The sequence below is a fragment of the Stenotrophomonas sp. C-A genome (assembly GCF_054030835.1).
The window spans coordinates 2,114,232-2,129,107 of record NZ_CM132916.1; the positions used below are offsets into that span (position 1 = coordinate 2,114,232).

The following is a 14,876-nucleotide window of genomic DNA, read 5'->3' on the forward strand; positions in this document are numbered from 1 at the left end:
GCGCTACCGGCTGGACGGGGCGGCTGGATTTGACCTTCCCACGATGGCAAGGTTTAGCCTGTCCGCATCCAGAAGGAACCCCGGGAATCCGATCATGAGCACGCCCCGCGCCATTGCAGCCCCCGCAAGCCCCGCCACCATCAGCCTGCCCATCGAGGGCATGACCTGCGCCAGCTGTGTCGGCCGGGTCGAGGCCGCGCTGTCCAAGGTCGAAGGTGTGGGCAGTGTTTCGGTCAATCTGGCCACCGAGCGCGCGGATATCCGCCCGTCCGGCCCGGTCGATCGGGCCGCGCTGATCCAGGCGGTGGAGCGGGTGGGCTACGACGTGCCTGCCGCCACCATTGAACTGGCCGTGGAAGGCATGACCTGCGCCTCCTGCGTGGGTCGCGTGGAGCGCGCGCTGCTGGCGGTGCCAGGCGTCAGCCAGGCCAGCGTGAACCTGGCGACGGAGCGTGCGACCGTGCGCGGCGTGGCAGGCGTTGACGCGCTGGTGGCGGCCATCGACAAGGTCGGCTACGCCGCACACCTGATCGAGGCCGGCGTGCAGTCCGACGATGAGGCTGCAGAAAAGAAGGATGCCGAGCGCGCCGAACTGAAACGCGATCTGATCGTGGCGTCCGCGCTGGCGCTACCGGTGTTCGTGCTGGAGATGGGTTCGCACCTGATTCCCGGCATGCACGAATGGGTGATGGCCAACATCGGCATGCAGACCAGCTGGTATCTGCAGTTCGCATTGACCCTGCTGGTACTGGCCATTCCCGGCCGCCGTTTCTACCAGAAGGGTTTCCCGGCGCTGCTGCGGCTTGCGCCGGACATGAATTCGCTGGTGGCGGTGGGCACCGCCGCGGCGTTCGGTTATTCGGTGGTAGCGACCTTTGCACCGCGGCTGCTGCCGCCGGGCACGGTGAACGTCTACTACGAAGCGGCAGCGGTAATCGTCGCGCTGATCCTGCTCGGCCGCTTCCTTGAAGCTCGGGCCAAGGGCCGTACCTCCGAAGCGATCAAGCGCTTGGTCAACCTGCAGGCCAAGGTCGCGCATGTGATCCGTGACGGCCGCAGCATCGATATTCCGGTCAATGAAGTGCTGAGCGGCGACGTGGTGGAAGTACGCCCGGGCGAGCGCGTGCCGGTCGATGGCGAGGTGGTCGACGGTCGCAGCTACATCGACGAGTCGATGATCAGCGGCGAGCCGATTCCGGTCGAGAAGCAGTCGGGCAGCAGCGTTGTCGGTGGCACGGTCAACCAGAAGGGTGCGCTGACGGTGCGCGCGACGGCGGTGGGCGCGCAGACGATGCTGGCGCAGATCATCCGCATGGTCGAACAGGCGCAGGGCTCGAAGCTGCCGATCCAGGCGGTGGTCGACAAGGTCACGCTTTGGTTCGTGCCGGCGGTGATGCTGGCCGCGCTGGCGACCTTCGCAGTCTGGCTGATCTTCGGGCCATCGCCGGCGCTGAGCTTCGCGCTGGTCAATGCGGTGGCGGTGCTGATCATTGCCTGCCCCTGCGCGATGGGCCTGGCCACGCCAACCTCGATCATGGTCGGTACTGGCCGTGGCGCGGAGATGGGTGTGCTGTTCCGCAAGGGTGAAGCGCTGCAACTGCTGAAGGACGCGCAGGTGGTTGCGGTGGACAAGACCGGCACGCTGACCGAGGGCCGCCCGCGCCTGACCGAGCTCGAGATCACGGACGGTTTCGACCGCAGCACGGTGCTGGCGGCAGTGGCCGCAGTGGAATCGCGCTCGGAGCATCCGATCGCCCGCGCCATCGTCGATGCAGCCACTGAACAGGGCATCGCACTGCCGTCGATGGTCGATTTCGAATCGGTCACCGGAATGGGCGTGCGTGCGAACGTCGATGGTGCGCGGGTGGAGGTCGGTGCTGATCGCTTCATGCGCGATCTGGGCGTGGACATCACTTTGTTTGCGACGCTGGCGGCAGAGCTGGGCACCCAGGGCAAGTCGCCGCTGTATGCCGCCATCGACGGCCGCCTGGCCGCGATCATCGCGGTATCCGATCCGATCAAGCCGAGCACGCCGGCCGCAATCGCGGCACTGCACCAGCTCGGCCTGAAGGTGGCGATGATCACCGGTGACAACGCCGGTACCGCGCAGGCGATCGCGCGCCAGCTGGGCATCGATGAGGTGGTGGCCGAAGTGCTGCCGGAAGGCAAGGTCGAAGCGGTGCGCCGCCTGAAGGCTACGCATGGCCACGTGGCCTTCGTCGGTGATGGCATCAACGATGCGCCGGCACTGGCCGAAGCCGATGTCGGCCTGGCCATCGGTACCGGCACCGATATCGCGGTGGAGTCGGCCGATGTGGTGCTGATGTCGGGCAACCTGCAGGGCGTACCGAATGCCATCGCGCTGTCCAAGGCGACGCTGGGCAACATCCGGCAGAACCTGTTCTGGGCGTTCGCCTACAACACGGCGTTGATTCCGGTCGCGGCCGGCGTGCTGTACCCGGTCTGGGGCGTGCTGCTGTCGCCGGTGTTCGCGGCCGGTGCGATGGCGCTGTCCAGCGTGTTCGTGCTGGGCAATGCACTGCGCCTGCGCCGCTTCCAGGCACCGATGGCGGACGCCGCCGCTGCCACCCACTGAAGGAGATCCGCATGAACATCGGTGACGCTGCCAAGGCCTCCAGCGTGTCGGCGAAGATGATCCGCTACTACGAGCAGATCGGCCTGATTCCCGCCGCTGATAGAACCGAGTCGGGCTATCGGGCGTATTCGCAGGCGGACATCCACCGCCTGCGTTTCATCCGCCGTGCGCGCGATCTCGGCTTCCAGGTAGCCGAAATCACCGATCTGCTGGGCCTCTGGAACGACACCTCGCGGCACAGTGCCGACGTGAAGCATCTGGCCGAACAGCACATTGCCGATCTGGAACAGCGCATCGAGCACATGCGGCAGATGGCCGACACGCTGAAGTCGCTGATCAGCTGCTGTGCGGGCGACGAGCGCCCGGAATGCCCGATCCTGCAGCGACTGGGTGAGGACGATGAGACGCCGGTGCCGGTCGATACGGCAAAGACCGGTGCGGTGTGGCGACGCGCACAGAAGCAGTAAATCGATTTCACATGCACCAAAAAGCCCGCCCTGTGTCAGTACACGGGGCGGGCTTCCTTGTGGACGCAGGGCAGGGGATCAGACGGTACGCGGCGGGAAACCGGCATCGTTCACCGCGGCGAACACCTGTTCCTGCGACGCGGTGGTCTGCACCTTGACCAGGCCGGTCGGCGGGTCGGCAACCACGCTTGCGTTCGGATCGATCTGCTGGATCGCGCGGGTCACGCTGCGCGCGCAACCACCGCAGGTCATGCCGTCAACATGGAATTCCATCTGTAGCTCCTTCGGTGTTCTTGGGGTGGAGTCAGTGTGCACCTTCCAACGATGGCAGGGTCAAGTGCTGGGCTGAACGACAGGCAAGGCGCCGACAAAAAACGGCAGCCACCTGTACCAGCGTGGCTGCCGTGGAGGAACGTCCCCGCCGGAGCAGGGCGTGGGTTGCGCCGGGCGAACCCGCGCAACCCGTGGTGCTTCAGAACTTCCAGGTCGCGCCGAAGTACAGCTGGCGGCCTGCGTAGGTGTTGGAGACGAGACGGGCCTTGGTGTCATTGCCCAGGTGCACGCGCTGCTCGGACTTGGTGGCATTGATCACCGAGGCGGTCAGAGTCCAGTCCGGGGTCAGGTTGTAAGCCACGTTCAGATCCAGCTGGTCATACGGCTCGGTGTAGACCGTCATGCCGTTCTGCAGGCCGCCCACCACTTCGCCGCGACGGTTGAACGAGGCACGCGCAAGGAACTTGTCGTTCTCGTAGAACACCGTGACGTTGGCCTGGTTCTTGGCGCTGCCGACCAGCGGCGACGAGCCGATGTTCTGTCCGTCAATCACGATCGATGCCAGGTTGGTGTCGTTGTAGGTGTAGTTGGCCTGCACGCCGAAGCCGAAATCGAAGGTGTACTGGCCATACAGTTCCACGCCCTGCGAAACACCATCCTGGCCATTGGCCTTGGTCTTGTAGTTCTGCACGGTCACCACTTCGCCGCCGACAGCCATCTGCGTGTCGCGCACGACCGGCACGGTGAAGTTGCTCACGTCCTTGCGGAACAGGCCGACACCGGCCACGGCGCCCGGCTGGAAGTACCATTCCAGGCCCAGGTCGTACTGCGTGGCCTTGAACGGCTGCAGCTGCTTGTTGCTGCCTTCGCCGGCCCAACCCGGGTTCGGCGCACCGCCGGCGACGCGACGATCGTCGACGTATTCGGCGCTGTAGAAGCTCAGAGCGCCCGGAGTGGCGATATCGGTGTAGCCCGGACGGGCGATGACCTTTGACGCGGCGCCGCGCAGCACCAGGGTGTCAGTGATGTCCCAGGCGATGTTGAAGCTCGGCAGGATATCGGTATACGTGCGGTCGACGCCGATCAGTTCATGGGTCTTGCTCTGCGCCAGATCATACGGCAGTCGCACGAAGCCACTCTCGCAGCCATAGCCCGGATAGGCCGCAGCGGCTGGATCGGTGCACGCCATCGGCGCACCGGACGCGTTGTCCAGGAAGTAGTCGTTGAACTTCTCGATCGAGTCGGAGGACTGCGCGAACTGCTTGGTGCGAACCACGCGCACACCGACATTGCCGCGCAGGCGCTCGGTGCGGAAGTTGGCCTGGAAGTAGCCCGAGTAGATCTTCTCGTTGACGTTGTAGACGAAGTCTTCTTCGGTACGGTTGTGCGAACCACCGTAGGTCTTGTTCAGATAGTCGATGTACGCAGGGTAGTTGATGCCCGGGAACACGTTGGCATTGAAGCCGCCTGCAATGTTGCTGATCGGATTGGACAGGAAGAAGCCGGGCTGCGCGTCGCCGGCAGTGGGGTCGCAACCTGCCTGGTAGCGGCCGTCCTTGTAGTCGGCGGGATCGCGGCCCTGGCAGGTCCAGTAGGTGTTGCCGGTGTTGCGGTGGACCTTGCCATCGCGGTACTTGGCACCGAACTGGATCGAGTCCAGCCAGCCCGATTCAAACAGCTTGGTCACATCGGCCTGGAAGTAGTTCTGCTTGACTTCGGTGCGCTTCCACGACGAATCGGTCGAGCCGGTGTCGACTTCGGCGATGCCGTTCATCAGCTGCTGCTGCAGGTCGGGCGAGAAGGTGGCCGAGGGCGTGCCGGTCAGATCCCAGGCGCTGTACAGATTGCCCGACAGGTAATCGTTGCCGACCTTGCGGCGCGGCTTGGCCGACATCCGGAAGTTCATCGACGGACCACCTTCGGACCAGGTGCGGCCGCCGGTGAACGAGGCCTTCCACAGCGGGCTGATGTCCCAGTCGATGGTCAGGTCAGCGGTCTGCGACAGCGCCTTTTCCTTGCTGTAGCCACCGGTCAGCTGCGGCGTCGGAACCGTGCAGTCGTCCGGGCCCCAGCCACCGGGCTTGAGGCCGGCAGCCTTGGCCTGGTCTTCGCTGCAGTAGTAGGTTTTCCCCGCCAGCTTTTCGAACTGGGCACCGGTAACGGTGTTGCCGCTGGGGTCGAAGTCCAGGCCGTTGAGCAGGCGGCCACCGGCCCAGTTTCCATCGCCGTTGAAGCGGGCCATGCTCCATTCCGGAATCTTCAGCATGTTCTGGGTGTAATCACCCTGCAGTTCGAAGCGGAAGTAGTTGGCCGTCATCGTGACGTTGTCGACCGGCTTGAACTGGAAGGTCAGCTGGCCGCCCTTGCGTTCGCGCTTTTCTTCCTTCACCGCGAAGTTGACCGAGGTCGGCATGAAGAAGTCGCTGTAGTTGCCGCCGGTCTGGTTGTTGAAACCGGACTTGCCCCACCAGTAGTGGATGCCATCCTGCGCCGGCACGTTGCCATAGGCATCGCGCGCCTTGCCGGCGCCATACCACTGGTAGTCCTCGGTGCTGGCTTCCATGGTACGGGTGGTGCGCTTCTGCTGCGTCACGCCGATCAGCACGCCGAAACGCTCGTCCTTGCTGTGCCACGAATACAGGGCCGAGGCCTGCGGGTCGATATCGTGGTGGGTATCGGAGGAGGTGCCCTCAAGCGTGACGAAACCCGAGTTGGATTCCATGTCCAGCGGACGACGGGTGTGCAGGATGACCGTGCCGCCGATGCCGCCTTCGTCGATGCGCGCTTCCGGCGACTTGAACAGCTCCGCGCTGGACAGCATGTTCGACGGCAGCAGGGTGTAGTTGAACGAACGGGTCGCTTCGTCGTTGGTTTCCGACGTGGCGACGTAGTTGCCGTTCAACTGGGTCAAGGTCAGGTCGGGTGCCAGGCCGCGCACGCTGACGGTCTTGCCTTCGCCGCCACTGCGGGTGATGACCACGCCGGGCACGCGCTGCAGTGCGTCGGCCACGTTCTTGTCGGGGAACTTGCCGACGTCTTCGGCGGTGATCACTTCGACCACGGCGTTGGCGTCGCGCTTCTGCTCAAGGCTCTTTTCAATGGCGTAGCGGTAGCCGGTGACCTGGACGCTGTCCAGGTTGGTGGCTTCCTGCGCGCCGGTGGAAGCGGCCTGCTGCGCGGCGGCGCCAGCCGGAATGACGGCGGCGGCCAAGGCCAGCGCGATGGCCAACGCCAGTGCGTCCTGGCCATGCGTACGTGTTGAATGCTTCATTCCCATCTCTCCCTCTCTCCTGGATTGATCCGGTGACGTGGCACGGACAACTTGAATCGATCTAATTTGAAGTGACATTGTCGCTATTGCCATGCAGTGGCAGTAGCACCGTGCGCGTGGCCTGGTACGTCCTGTTGCTGCTCCCCCAACTCCCGGCCATCGCAGTGTCGTTCTTGGATCGATCTAAGCGATGGGCGGGCGTTTTTTAGCATGGGTCGCCCGCGGGCGCATGCTGCTCCGCAATATGGTACTGGCGTGGCGAAGGGATGACGGTTTGCTGAAAACAGTGAAATCGTTTTCGTGCGCAGGGGAGGGTGGGTCGGCAGGGCTGCGCCCTGCACCTGCCGAAGCCAAAGCGAAAGCTAAAGCCAAAGCCAAAGCCAAAATGGCTCTGGGTTGTCTGTGGGTTGGGCAGGGCGGTGTCGGATTGCGGGGACGCCGTAAACCCGTCCATGGGGGCTTGGCCGCGGCATCCATGCCGCGGACACCCCGCAATCCGACACCGCCCTGCCTTCGACAGTTTCCCGGTGACGGTTGGATGGGTCCTGGGGACGGCATGGGGAATGGCTTGGGGTCAGATCCGTTTTCCGTTGGAAAACGGATCTGACCCCCGATTGATTTCGATATCCGACAGAGATTCATCCACGAATGGCGTGGATCCACAGACCGCAGAGATCTGTCGAAGGCGGGGTGGGTCCGGTTGCGGGGGCGTGAGCCGCATGGATGCGGCGACCGAGCTTACATGGACGTACTTGCAGCGTCCCCCGCAACCGGACCCACCCCGACTCTCCACAGGAAACCAGCTTCTGCTGTTGCTGTTGCTCCAGCTCGGAGCGGGTGCAGGGCGCAGCCCTGCCGAACACCCCCTTTCATGCTGCGCCGCAGAATGCATTCGGCTGAACCTGCATGCTCTACTTGAATCGATCTAAATTCACGGTCGCACGGGTCGGGCGTCATTCCAGGGGGAGCTTTCTGCCGGTTACGGCGAGGCTCAGCGGAACGGCGCCGGACGGCCCCGGCCGTCTGCCTCCCTGTCATCGACTACAGGAACCCGACATGCGTCCAGTGCCGTCCGCTCCCGCCGTCCCATTGTCTTCGCGCCCGCTGGCGCGCCTGGCCTGCCTGCTCGCGCTGTCGGCGTCGCCGATGCTGCTGCAGGCCGCGCCGGCAGCGTTGGAGCGCGAGGTCAATACGTTCATCGGCAGCAAGGACGATGGCAATACGTTCCCGGGCGCGTCGGCGCCGTTCGGCCTGATCCAGGTCAGCCCGATCGGCAGCCACTACTCGGGCTGGCGCTATGACGATGAGAAGGTCCGCGGTTTCGGCCACTCCTTCATCTCCGGCGCAGGCTGCTGGGAGCAGGGCGGCCAGGTGTCGGTGCTGCCGGTGACCGGCTCGATCGGCCCGGGCGGTGATTTCGATACCGGCAACGCCAAGCAGTTCGACCACAAGGCGTATGCCTCGTCGTACACCCATGACGGCGAGATCGGGCAGGCGGGCTATTACAAGGTGCGGCTGACCAGCTACGGCGGCATCGATGCCGAGACCACTGCGCGTACGCGTGCTGCGGCCGAGCGCTACACCTTCAGCCAGCGCAGCGGCGAAGGCCACGTGCTGGTCAATGTCGGCCAGGCCAACGAACGCCACTCGGTGATCGGCAGCGTGGTCGATGTGGTCGGCGACCGCGTGGTGGAAGGCAAGCTGGTCACCAAGAGTTTCTGTGGCGGCCACCAGTACACCACCTGGTTCCGCATCGAGTTCGACCGTCCGTTCAAGGCGCATGGTACCTGGGGCGAGGGCGGTGGCCTGCCGGGCGCACGCCACAGCATGGAAGGCGAACAGAAGCCGAACGGGGCCTGGCTCAGCTTCGACCTGGCCAAGGGCCAGTCGGTGACGGCGGTCAGCGCGATCTCGCATGTGGATGCCGAAGGCGCGCGCATCAACCTGCGCGCGGACGGCATGCAGGGCGGGGCGCTGCTCGGTTTCGACCGCATGCGTGCGCTGTCCCAGCAATCCTGGCGCGAGCAGCTGGGCCGGGTGCGCGTGCAGGGTGGCAACGCCGACGACCGCGCGGTGTTCTACAGCGCGGTCTACCACGCGCTGCTACAGCCGATGACCGGCAACGACGCCGACGGCCGCTACCGCGGCTATGACGATGGCATCCACCGTGCCGACGGCTGGACCTACTACGAGTACTTCTCGCTGTGGGATACCTACCGCGCGCAGAACCAGTGGTTGGCACTGACCCGCCCGGACGTGACGCGCGATATCGGCCGGACCCTGCTGGCGATCGACGAACAGGGCGGTTGGCTGCCGCGCTGGGGCTATGCCAACTTCGAGACCAACATCATGACCGGCGATCCGGTCACGCCGTTCATGGTCGACCTGTGGCGCTTCGGCGCGCTCAAGGGGCGCGAATCGCAGGCGTGGGATGCGCTGCGCCGCAACGCCTTCGGCACGCCGCCGCTGAACTCGCGCATGGCCGGCCGCTCCGGCAATCCCACATACCTGGACAAGGGTTACGTGGTCTACGACCGCGCGTTCCCGTCCAAGGGCATGGACGTCGATCCGCACCACGGTGGCTCGGCCACGCTGGAATATGCGCTGGCCGATTGCGCACTCTCGCAGATGGCCGATGGCCTCGGCCATGCGCAGGACGCGGCGACGCTGCGTGAGCGCGGCCGCAACTGGCGCAAGGTGTGGGACCCGCAGGTGCGTGATGCCGAGACCGGCTTCACCGGTTTCCCTCGCCCGCGTACCGAGGATGGCCAGTGGTACACGCCGGCCGATGGCCACTACAGCCCGCGCTCGCACCACGGTTTCCATGAAGGCACGGCGTGGCAGTACCAGTGGCTGGCGCAGCAGGACGTGCCGGGCCTGGTCGAGGCGATGGACGGCCGCGAACAGGCCGGCCGCCGCCTCGATGCCTTCTTCGCGATGGACGCGCTGCAGGCCGACCCGCTCAATGCCGCCCGCAAGGAGTGGGTGGTCGGGCCGTACAGCTATTACAACCAGTTCCGCTACAACCCGAACAACGAGCCGGACCTGCACTCGCCGTGGCTGTACACGCTGATCGGCCAGCCGTGGAAGACCGCGGCCGTGGTGCGCGCCGCGCAGCAGTTGTTCACCAATGCGCCCAACGGCGTGACCGGCAACGATGACCTCGGCACGATGTCGGCCTGGTACCTGTTCAGCGCCATCGGCGTGTACCCGGCGGTGCCGGGCAGCGGCCAGTTCCTGTTGCACACCCCGCGCTTCAGCAAGGTGGAAGTGGACATGGGCAATGGCCGCACGCTGCGCATCGATGCGCCGGGCGCCGACGGCCGCCGCCTGCAGTACGTGCAGGGCGTGCAGGTCGACGGACAGGCGCATGCACCGGTGTGGCTGGACTGGGACCGCCTGCAGCAGGGCCCGCGCCTGCGCTTCGCGCTCGACGGGAAGGCGCCGGAGCAGGGCTGGGGCACGGCGGTGAAGGACCTGCCGGTGTCCTGGTGCGCGGCACCGGGCAGCCAGCTGCGCTGAGCCGGACTGTGCCGTTCGGGGTGACCCAGCGAACGGCACGGCACGACACGGCCCTGATCCATTAGGCTTGAGCCTCCAGCGGAGTCCGGGAAGACGATGAACGACAACGGCAGCAGTTCCAGCAAGCGCGCCGGCAAGGCGGTGACGGTGACCGACATCGCGCGTGCCATCGGCGTGTCACGGGCCACCGTGTCGCTGGTGCTGCGCGGCAGCCCGCTGGTCAACGTCGATACCCGCGCCAAGGTCGAGGCCGAACTGCGCCGCCAGCGCTATGTCTACAACCGCGCGGCGGCCAACCTGCGCCGGCGGACCTCGTCGAGCATCGCGCTGGTGATCAACGATCTGTCCAACCCGTTCTTCGCCGAGTTCGCGTCCGGCGTAGACGAGGCGCTGGGCGGGCGCGGCTACGTGACCCTGCTTGGCAGTACCGGTGAATCGCCGGAGCGCCAACAAGCGGTGCTGTCCACGCTGATGGAGCACACCCCGGCCGGACTGATCCTGTCTCCAGCCGAAGGCAGCGACACCGCGCAGCTGCGGCAGGCGCTGGGTGCCAATGCCAACGTGCTGCTGTTCAACCGCGAACTGGAAGGGGCCGACTGGGATTTCCTGACCCTGGACAACCAGCACGGCGCCTATCTGGCCACGCGCCACCTGATTGAACGCGGCCATCGCCAGATCGCTTTCTTCGGCGGCCACGCTGCATCGAGCTCGTGCCACCAGCGCCGCGCAGGCTTCCAGCAGGCACTGGCCGAGGCCGGTCTGTCGCTGCCGCCGGGATGGATGATCGAGTCGGCGCCGAACCGCCTGGAAGCTGCGGCGCGCACTGATGAGTTGTTTGCCGACGGCCATCGCCCCAGTGCAGCGGTCTGCTACAACGACACCGTCGCGCTCGGTCTGATGCTGGGCTTGAATTCACGTGGCATCCGCCCGGGCGGCGACTTCGCCGTTACCGGCTTCGATGATATTTCCGAGGCGTCGGTCGCGGTGCCGCCACTGACCACGCTCACCGCCGATCCGCGCGAGCGGGGTCGGCAAGCTGCCGCGCTGCTGCTGCAACGACTGGACGAACCGGACGCGCCGCCACGGCGCACGGTCGCGCCGGTGCAGCTGCGCATCCGCGAAAGCAGCGCCGCACGACCGAACTGATTTCTTCCATACACCCCTTCCACGCAACAACGACCTTCCGCGCATCGAGGCGCGTACCGCATGCCGATCTCCGCAACGCCCCGTCCATCGGGTTCTTCGGGCAACGCACCCGCCGTCACCAACGGCAAGGCGCTGGCCGTGGTCACCACGATCTTCTTCATGTGGGGCTTCCTGACCTGCCTCAATGACATCCTGATCCCGCACCTGAAGGCAGTGTTCGAGCTGAACTACGCCAAGGCGATGCTGGTGCAGTTCACCTTCTTCGGCACCTATTTCCTGATGTCGCTGCCGGCTGGCCGCCTGGTGGCGGCGCTGGGCTACAAGAAGGGCATCGTGGCCGGCCTGGTGATCGCCGGTATCGGCGCACTGGGATTCTGGCCGGCGGCCGAGCTGCGCGTGTATGGCGCCTTCCTCGGCGCACTGTTCGTGCTGGCCACCGGCATCACCGTGCTGCAGGTTGCTGCGAACCCCTACGTCGCGCTGCTGGGCCCGGAGCAGACCAGCTCCAGCCGCCTGACCCTGGCGCAGGCACTGAACTCGCTGGGCACGGCCATCGCCCCGATCTTCGGCGGCATGCTGATCCTGTCCAACACGGTCAAGAGCGCCGATGAACTGAACGCGCTGCCGGCTGCCGAACAGCTGGCCTACCGCGCCGCCGAGGCGCAGGCCGTACAGGGCCCCTACGTAGGCCTGGCGGTAGCGCTGGTACTGCTGGCGCTGTTCGTGTTCCTGTTCCGCCTGCCGGCACTGAGCGACGCCACTGAACAGGCCGACCAGGGTCACCACCACAGCTACCTGGATGCGCTGCGCAAGCGCCACCTGCTGCTGGGCGTGCTGGGCATCTTCTTCTACGTCGGTGCCGAAGTATCGATCGGCAGCTTCCTGGTCAACTACCTGTCGATGCCGAACATCGGTGGCTTCAGCGAACAGGAGGCCACCCACTACGTGTCGGCCTACTGGACGATGGCAATGATCGGCCGCTTCGCCGGCTCGGCGCTGCTGGCGCGCTTCTCGCCCAGCCGCCTGCTGGCGATCTTCGCGCTGGTCAACGTGGCACTGCTGGTCACGACGATGCTGACCTCCGGCAACATCGCGCTGTACTCGGTGGTGGCGATCGGCCTGTTCAATTCGATCATGTTCCCGACCATCTTCGCGCTGAGCATCGAGCGCCTGGGCCCGCTGACCAACAAGGGCTCCAGCCTGCTGATCATGGCCATCGTCGGCGGTGCCGTGGTGCCGTACCTGCAGGGCGTGCTGGCCGACCACATCGGTGTGCAGGCCAGCTTCATCCTGCCGCTGCTGTGCTACGGCTACATCATTTTCTACGGGCTGGTCGGCGCACGTACGCCGGCTTCCGCAACGCAGGGAGGCTGAGTCCAGAATGGGTTCCATTGTTTGCTTCGGCGAAATTTTGATCGATCTACTAGCGCAACCGCCGGCCTCGGCCGACACCCCGCGCGCATTCCTGCAGTACGCCGGCGGCGCGCCGGCCAATGTTGCGGTGGCGGCAGCGCGCCTTGGTGCGAAGACCCAGTTCGTCGGCATGCTGGGCCGCGACATGTTCGGTGACTTCCTGGCCGAAAGCCTGGTCGAACACGGCGTCGGCACGGATTACATCGTGCGCACCGATGCGGCCAAGACCGCACTGGCCTTCGTCGCGCTGGATGCCAGCGGCGAGCGCAGCTTCAGTTTCTACCGCCCGCCGGCGGCCGACCTGCTGTTCCGTGACAGCGACTTCCAGGCCGCGTGCTTCGACAGCGCGCAGTGCTTCCATGTCTGCTCCAACAGCCTGACCGAGCCGGCCATTGCCGAGGCGACCTTTGCCGGCATGGAGCGCGCCCGTGACGCCGGTGCGGTGGTCAGCCTGGACCTCAATCTGCGCCCGGCGCTGTGGCCGGCGAGCGAAGATCCGACGCCGCGCCTGTGGCAGGCGCTGCAGCGTGCCGACCTGGTCAAGCTGTCGCGCGAGGAGCTGGACTACCTGGCGGCACCGCTGGGTGCCGAGGGTGAGGCAGTGGTACTGAAGCGCCTGCTGGCCGCGCAGGCACGCTGGGTCATCGTTACCGATGGTGCGGCCACGCTGCACTGGTACACGCGCGACAACCACGGCACGGTCACCAGCTTCCGCGTAGCCACCGTCGATACCACGGCCGCTGGCGATGCCTTTGTCGGTGGCGTGCTGGTCGGACTGCTGGAGCGTGGCGGGGCGGGCGCAGGCTTTTCCGCGTTCTGCCAGGACCCGGAGGCGATCACCGCCACGCTGCGCTTCGGCGCTGCGGTCGGCGCACTGGCTGTTACCCGCAAGGGCGCGTTCGCCGCGATGCCCTCGCTCGATGAAGTGCAGCAGCTGCTGCAGGCCCAGGACATTCCCGCATGAGCACCTCGCCTGATTTCCGTTCACCCGCGTTCCTGCGTGCGCACATCGCCGACACGATGGCGTTCTACCACCCGCGTTGCATCGATCCGAACGGCGGCTTCTTCCACTACTTCCGTGACGACGGCAGCATCTACGATGCCAGCCACCGCCACCTGGTGAGCAGCACGCGCTTCGTCTTCAACTACGCGATGGCCTACCGCGAATTCGGCAATGCCGAATACCGCGATGCAGTCGAGCACGGCGTGCGCTACCTGCGCGAGGTGCATCGCAATCCGGTTACCGGTGGCTATGCTTGGACCCTGCGCGACGGCAAGGTCGAGGACGACATGAACCACTGCTATGGCGTGGCCTTCGTGCTGTTGGCCTACAGCTGTGCGCTGAAGGCCGGTGTCGAGCAGGCCCGCGCATGGATGGACGAGACTTGGCAGCTTCTGGAAGCGCGCTTCTGGGAGCCGCAGCACGGCCTGTACAAGGACGAGGCCGATGGCCAGTGGAACTTCACCGGCTACCGCGGCCAGAACGCCAACATGCACATGTGCGAGGCGATGCTGTCGGCGTTCGAGGCCAGTGGCGAGCAGCGCTACGTGGAACGCGCGCTGCAACTGGCCGACAACATGACCCGCCGCCAGGCCGCCAAGGCTGGTGGTCTGGTCTGGGAGCACTACGATTCCAACTGGGAGATCGACTGGGACTACAACCTGGACGATCCCAAGCACCTGTTCCGCCCATGGGGCTTCCAGCCGGGGCATCAGACCGAGTGGGCCAAGCTTCTGCTGATCCTCGATCGCCACGTGCAGGCCGACTGGCTGGTGCCGACCGCCCAGCATCTGTTCGATGTGGCCGTGGCCCGCAGCTGGGATGAGGCGCGTGGTGGCCTCTACTACGGTTTCGCGCCGGAATCGCGCCGCCAGCCGGGCATGGAGGGCGTCCCGATCGGTGGCGACAGCTTCGTCTGCGACGACGACAAGTACTTCTGGGTGCAGGCTGAGACCCTGGCCACAGCCGCGCTGATGGCCAAGTGCACCGGCGATGATCGCTACTGGCAGTGGTACGAGCGCATCTGGGCGTACTCGTGGGAACACTTCGTCGACCACCAGTACGGCGCCTGGTTCCGCATCCTCGATGCCGACAACCGCAAGTACAGCGACGAGAAGAGCCCGGCCGGCAAGGTGGATTACCACACCATGGGCGCGTGCTACGAAGTGCTGAACGTGGTGCGTTGAG

At 65.7% G+C, this 14,876-nt stretch carries 9 protein-coding genes; 7 read left to right on the forward strand and 2 right to left on the reverse strand.

From position 1 onward, the window contains the following. The first annotated feature begins 94 nt into the window (after positions 1 to 94). Both ACW5IY_RS10090 and cueR read left to right on the forward strand, forming a co-directional pair. Positions 95 to 2,596 (forward strand): heavy metal translocating P-type ATPase, encoded by a 2,502-nt coding sequence (locus ACW5IY_RS10090; RefSeq protein ID WP_049436237.1) that lies wholly within the window; start codon positions 95 to 97, stop codon positions 2,594 to 2,596. A gap of 11 nt (positions 2,597 to 2,607) precedes the next feature. Next, a complete protein-coding gene (gene cueR / locus ACW5IY_RS10095; RefSeq protein WP_049436235.1) occupies positions 2,608 to 3,063 on the forward strand; it encodes a Cu(I)-responsive transcriptional regulator in 456 nt (151 codons plus the stop codon). A gap of 78 nt (positions 3,064 to 3,141) precedes the next feature. Here cueR and ACW5IY_RS10100 read toward each other — a convergent pair whose 3' ends face one another. Both ACW5IY_RS10100 and ACW5IY_RS10105 read right to left on the reverse strand, forming a co-directional pair. Next, the gene (locus ACW5IY_RS10100) at positions 3,142 to 3,336 is read right to left on the reverse strand and encodes a heavy-metal-associated domain-containing protein (RefSeq protein ID WP_049436233.1); all 195 of its coding nucleotides are present in this window, start codon (positions 3,334 to 3,336) and stop codon (positions 3,142 to 3,144) included. A 199-nt stretch (positions 3,337 to 3,535) separates the two neighbouring features. Then, positions 3,536 to 6,613, reverse strand: coding sequence for a TonB-dependent receptor (locus ACW5IY_RS10105; protein ID WP_049436230.1), 3,078 nt, complete (start codon positions 6,611 to 6,613; stop codon positions 3,536 to 3,538). A 1,050-nt stretch (positions 6,614 to 7,663) separates the two neighbouring features. Here ACW5IY_RS10105 and ACW5IY_RS10110 point away from each other — a divergent pair. From ACW5IY_RS10110 to ACW5IY_RS10130, 5 genes are all read left to right on the forward strand, one after another. Then, positions 7,664 to 10,129 (forward strand): GH92 family glycosyl hydrolase, encoded by a 2,466-nt coding sequence (locus ACW5IY_RS10110; RefSeq protein WP_049434976.1) that lies wholly within the window; start codon positions 7,664 to 7,666, stop codon positions 10,127 to 10,129. Between the two features lie 96 nt (positions 10,130 to 10,225). After that, complete coding sequence (locus ACW5IY_RS10115) at positions 10,226 to 11,275, forward strand: LacI family DNA-binding transcriptional regulator (RefSeq protein WP_049434977.1); 1,050 nt, start codon at positions 10,226 to 10,228, stop codon at positions 11,273 to 11,275. 60 nt (positions 11,276 to 11,335) lie between these two features. After that, the gene (fucP, locus tag ACW5IY_RS10120; RefSeq protein ID WP_049434978.1) at positions 11,336 to 12,649 is read left to right on the forward strand and encodes an L-fucose:H+ symporter permease; all 1,314 of its coding nucleotides are present in this window, start codon (positions 11,336 to 11,338) and stop codon (positions 12,647 to 12,649) included. A 7-nt stretch (positions 12,650 to 12,656) separates the two neighbouring features. Continuing rightward, entirely contained in the window at positions 12,657 to 13,652 is a 996-nt protein-coding gene (locus ACW5IY_RS10125; protein WP_049434979.1) for a carbohydrate kinase family protein, read from the forward strand. Next, entirely contained in the window at positions 13,649 to 14,875 is a 1,227-nt protein-coding gene (locus ACW5IY_RS10130) for an AGE family epimerase/isomerase (RefSeq protein WP_049434980.1), read from the forward strand. Before ACW5IY_RS10125 ends, ACW5IY_RS10130 begins: the two co-directional genes overlap by 4 nt. Position 14,876: the final 1 nt, after the last annotated feature.

Excerpts from the sequence above, each read along its gene's own strand:
- ACW5IY_RS10125 (WP_049434979.1), top strand. The coding sequence starts at position 12,657 with ATGGGTTCCATTGTTTGCTTCGGCGAAATTTTGATCGATCTACTAGCG.
- cueR (WP_049436235.1), top strand. The coding sequence starts at position 2,608 with ATGAACATCGGTGACGCTGCCAAGGCCTCCAGCGTGTCGGCGAAGATG.
- ACW5IY_RS10130 (WP_049434980.1), top strand. The coding sequence starts at position 13,649 with ATGAGCACCTCGCCTGATTTCCGTTCACCCGCGTTCCTGCGTGCGCAC.
- ACW5IY_RS10090 (WP_049436237.1), top strand. The coding sequence starts at position 95 with ATGAGCACGCCCCGCGCCATTGCAGCCCCCGCAAGCCCCGCCACCATC.
- ACW5IY_RS10100 (WP_049436233.1), bottom strand. The coding sequence starts at position 3,336 with ATGGAATTCCATGTTGACGGCATGACCTGCGGTGGTTGCGCGCGCAGC.
- fucP (WP_049434978.1), top strand. The coding sequence starts at position 11,336 with ATGCCGATCTCCGCAACGCCCCGTCCATCGGGTTCTTCGGGCAACGCA.
- ACW5IY_RS10105 (WP_049436230.1), bottom strand. The coding sequence starts at position 6,613 with ATGGGAATGAAGCATTCAACACGTACGCATGGCCAGGACGCACTGGCG.
- ACW5IY_RS10115 (WP_049434977.1), top strand. The coding sequence starts at position 10,226 with ATGAACGACAACGGCAGCAGTTCCAGCAAGCGCGCCGGCAAGGCGGTG.
- ACW5IY_RS10110 (WP_049434976.1), top strand. The coding sequence starts at position 7,664 with ATGCGTCCAGTGCCGTCCGCTCCCGCCGTCCCATTGTCTTCGCGCCCG.